This window comes from Gilliamella sp. wkB18 (genome assembly GCF_001690875.1).
Lineage (GTDB): Bacteria > Pseudomonadota > Gammaproteobacteria > Enterobacterales > Orbaceae > Gilliamella > Gilliamella apicola_A.
Genome location: NZ_LZHM01000032.1, coordinates 1 through 4,397, shown reverse-complemented (window position 1 = coordinate 4,397; position 4,397 = coordinate 1). Strand labels below are relative to the sequence as shown.

2 protein-coding genes are annotated in these 4,397 nt (G+C 39.0%); both read left to right on the top strand.

The window, feature by feature from the left end; all coding sequences use genetic code 11:
• The coding region (locus A9G48_RS11500) for a toxin VasX (protein WP_176701988.1) at positions 1–4,167 on the top strand (4,167 nt) is incomplete at its 5' end.
• Positions 4,168–4,207: 40 nt separating this feature from the next.
• Positions 4,208–4,397 (top strand): hypothetical protein (locus tag A9G48_RS02245; protein WP_141672941.1); only part of this gene is annotated, 190 nt, incomplete at its 3' end.

Sequence of the window (4,397 nt, the reverse complement as noted above, 5' to 3'; positions counted from 1 at the left end):
AATTCAGGTGCTTTTCGCTTAAGAGAGTTTAGAAACGTCAAAGGTTCACGCCCCAAAGCGCTACCAACATCGTGTATTGAAGAAGGGCATCAATTTAAAGCGAAATTTATCACAATAGACAATAAAATTTATGACAAAGCGTGGGTAGCCTACAGTTCTTACCGTTGGGATAAAAAAACGGTTGAATATTATCGTCAAAACGAAGACAAACGCAAACAGCGTTTTACTGAAATTGATTTAACCCAAACCAAACCAGAAGAGATGGCGGCATCTCAAAAACGCAGTTTTTCATTTAACGACTTTATGCATACAGGCACACAAGAACGTTACTTGCTTGAACTTGAATGCAGCGATAAAGAAGTACTTGACTATTTTGATACAGAACAACAAACGGCATATCAAAAATCATTAAAAGCAAAAACAACGGCACTAAATACCTCAGCCAATAAAGAGATAGGCAAAGGGGTGTTTTATGCCCAAAAAGTGAATTTAGACGATTTAATTAACAACACCACTGAAGAAGTACTGCGTCATTTTAGCACCTTATTTTGCACGGCTAGCCATTTTAACTCATTAAGAAAAGCGGTCGGTGGCGTGCATAAAGAATTTGAACAAACCATAAACAGCTATCGAAGTGAAGCACGAGAGCATTCAAATTACAAAACCGATGAAATTGGGGTAATACTGGTGGAAGACAGCTTTGGACTAGCCGAAGAGCTTTCAGTCCAACGCAGACAGCTATTAGCGCCGATAGTCAATGGATTAGCGGGTCGCAGTCAAGAACAGGTGATTGCTTTACAAAAAAGATTAAGCGCAAATTTGGGTAAAACCACCGAGAAAATTATTCTTGAAGGTAAAGACGAAATAGGCAACGATATCGACCCTGATATCATCAAATCGTTTTATGCTGAAAATATTTTAGATCTCAGTTATAACCAGCAGTATAAAGAGATTAATAGCACCCCTAGCTATTTACGATTTAGCACCCCGCCTCAGGGTTGGTTAGAGCATAAATCTGAGAACAACGTACGTACAAAAATAGCCGCAAATTTAGTCGGTCCACGAACCAAAGCAATTCAAAATTATTTTAGCAAGCAACAATCACAAGCAAACAATGATAGACCTTTTCTTTACTTTAAACCCGAAACAAGCTATGCCCGTAATCAATATAACAGCATAGAAAGTTATAAAGATATCTTAAAAATAAATCATCAACCCACCGAGGCATCGGAATGTATTTTATTTGCGTTTTATAAAGATTCAGTAAATAAAGATGAATTAACGCTCAGAAAAAGAAGGGCGGCAATAGATGAGCTAAAAAATCACTATAACCCAAACATGAGACCCAACACCGGTACACCAGACCAGATTTACCTTGATGAAATTACCGTGTTAGATGTTATTGGTGAGCGTGAATTTGCCGCAGAAAATGGCTTACCGTTAAATGGCGTAGCTTATGAAGCAGCCATGAGCTTAACAGCCAAGTATTTTTATTTTAGGTACCTAAGTAATAAAGGGGTTGGATATTCAACCAACAATCCGCCATTAGGCGATTATCAACGAGTTAAGATTAGCGCTGAGCAAAAACAGAAAATCTTAGCGCTTTATAAACAAAATAGCGATAGCCCTATCCATGGTGATGACTATGATGTTGTTGTTGTCAGGTACCCCAATGCTAAAAATATCCTTGCCGAATGGCGAAGGGATGAAGCTTGGAGTAAAAAAGAATCCAAACGGTTAAACGAAGCTTCTTATAGTCAATACCACGCATTAAATAAAACACTGTACCAAAATTTAGTTACCTATGTGGAAAAGGTCTCTAACGATTACTTCAATTATGTGTTATGGCTATTTGGTGAAAAAAACACCCTGCCATTTTGGTTAGACGAATGTGCCCCAGATACCTCAGACCGGCATCTAAATGCTTTATCAAGTTTACATATTATTTTAGATAATGATTTTATTGGCAGTCTTTATTTAGACAAACAAGCGGAGTTATGGACACTATTAATAAATAATGAAACGAGTATTTATCATCATTTCATTGAGGGCAAAGAAGGAAGCTATACCCTATTTAATGTTGCCTCTGGTAATGTGAGCGAAGCTGACAAACAACTAACGGCCGAAGTAAAAGCGATATTAGCAAAAAATGACACAAATAGTGAAGCACAAACAACCGAGGTTGCCAACCCGCTATCGGGCATAAAAACGGTGTTAGATTTAGCCGACCCGATAATGAACTTAAAAATTAAAGAAAATGTCACCGTAGGGGCTTACTTAACTGAAGAGCTGGTTAAGCTCTCAATGACCAACATAGTCAAAACGTTATCCCACAATTCAACTTACAAGCTAAATACCGCCATTGCTGACAAGCACCTAATCCAAGCAATGAATATGTTTACCACCGCAACGCATAAACAATACACCGTAAAGGTACCGGTAAGTAATTTGCAGGCATTTTTAGACACCTTAGGCAATAGCGCCAAAGTGGTCTTCCCAACGGAGCGAGGCGGCAAACTTGTTACCTCAGCAGGGAAAAAAATTCAAGGTCGTTATTTTGCAACCCAAGAAAAATTTGTTTTAAAAAGTCTAGACATTAAAAAAGCACAAGGACAACACGTAGAGCTTAATTTACTCATGACCTTTGGTTGTGATGCACAGCAGCTCAACTTTGAAAGCACCATGACCACCAGTCAGGGCACAGCCAAAGTAGAAAAGTTTAAAGAAGCCCATGTAATTAGTTATGATGAATTGCAATCAGCTAAATTGAAAGCAGAAAGCCAGTGGCGAAGCACTGTATTAGACACCTCAGCGACGGGTATTGTTAATGTATTGACGTTAGCTTATCAGCATATTCAAATTAAGAATTTACAGGAAAAACTGAGCACACTAACCGATTCAGTCTTAATTGATAAAGTATCAAAAGCCTTATTTAGGACTTATTTAGATATAGCCCTAACGGCATCTGAAGCGGCAATCTCCGGCATCAAACTGGCGGCTCTTTTTGGTGAACGTAACGAAAGCTTATTAAAAGTACTCAATAAGCTAGGTAAAGCTGGGAACTTTGTTGGCGCAGCAGGTAAAGTATTGGCATTGGTGGATAGCTTAAGTGATATCTGTCGTGCCAATAAAGCATTAGCCCGGGGTGATGTTGGCGCCGTTAGTTTTATGGTCAGTTCTTGTATTGGTTTTGCAATAGCCGGATTGGGGTTATCGTTTGCGTTGTCTGGACCATGGGGGCTGGTTTTAGTTTTAGCGCCATTTATTCTTAATTTTCTATTTGGCACTTACGACGACGGTAGCCAATGGGACGAAATGGACAAATGGATAAACCGCTCCATATTTGGCAACCTAGCTCGCAATGACTTATACCCACCTTACCCCATTAGTGATACGGGCAACTACCTATCCGAGCAAGATTTTTATTTGGCATCCCGAAAAGGACTTTGCCAAACCGCCCACCATGAAGTGAATGCAAGCGATTTGGGGAAAGAAGGTCAACAAAATCTAAAAAATAGTGCGCCCACTAAAGTCACGGGAATCGTTTGGGGAACCGATGACCAACGTGAAGTGGTAGAGGCAATAAATAAAACCTCAAACAGTAAATTGTACAATCTAAACTTAGTGATGCAACTGCCTGACTTTGTGGAAGATAAAGCGAAATTTGAAGGAACAGTCACCATCCGCCACCGTGGTGAACCACAAGAGACCATATTAGAAGTTAGTCATGGTAAAAAGGAATTAAGTATTAAACCGATACAATACAATCCAGCCTATTTTAAACTGGTTAATAAAAATATGATAAGGAATGTGGAAGGGGAGGCTTATAACTACTTTCAACCTAAACCCCAAGAATTGGGAAATACGGTTAAAAATTGGTATGCCATGCAGCAAGTGATGGGTATCGATATTAAAACATCGCAGGAAAAAGCGGCAACACCAGCAGACAGCGCCACCACAGAGGTTACAACGACCAAGCCAAAAGCGCCAAATATCGGTTTATTTATGATAAACCAACTAGTAGGGCGGGTAACTGGTCAGTTTGAAGTGATTTGCACCGTTCAATATTGGCCAACGGGGAAAGTGGATGAACAGGGTAAAAAAGTGTTTCCATACTTACTGTCATACCAATATACAGCTGATACGAGCCATAAGCCGAAGCAGTGACAGAATCGATTAACAAATTTTAACTAACAGGTAATAACTGATGAAAACACAAATCAAAAAAGTCTTAATATTAGGTAGTAGTTTACTGATGTTATCGTTACTGACAGGGTGCGATTTTACCGATTATAAAACTTTGATACAAAATGACAATGATTATTATAATCCAAGCGGTTATAAATCAGTTTGTTTAAGGGTCGGTAAGGTTTATGAAGATATGTATCCTTATACTA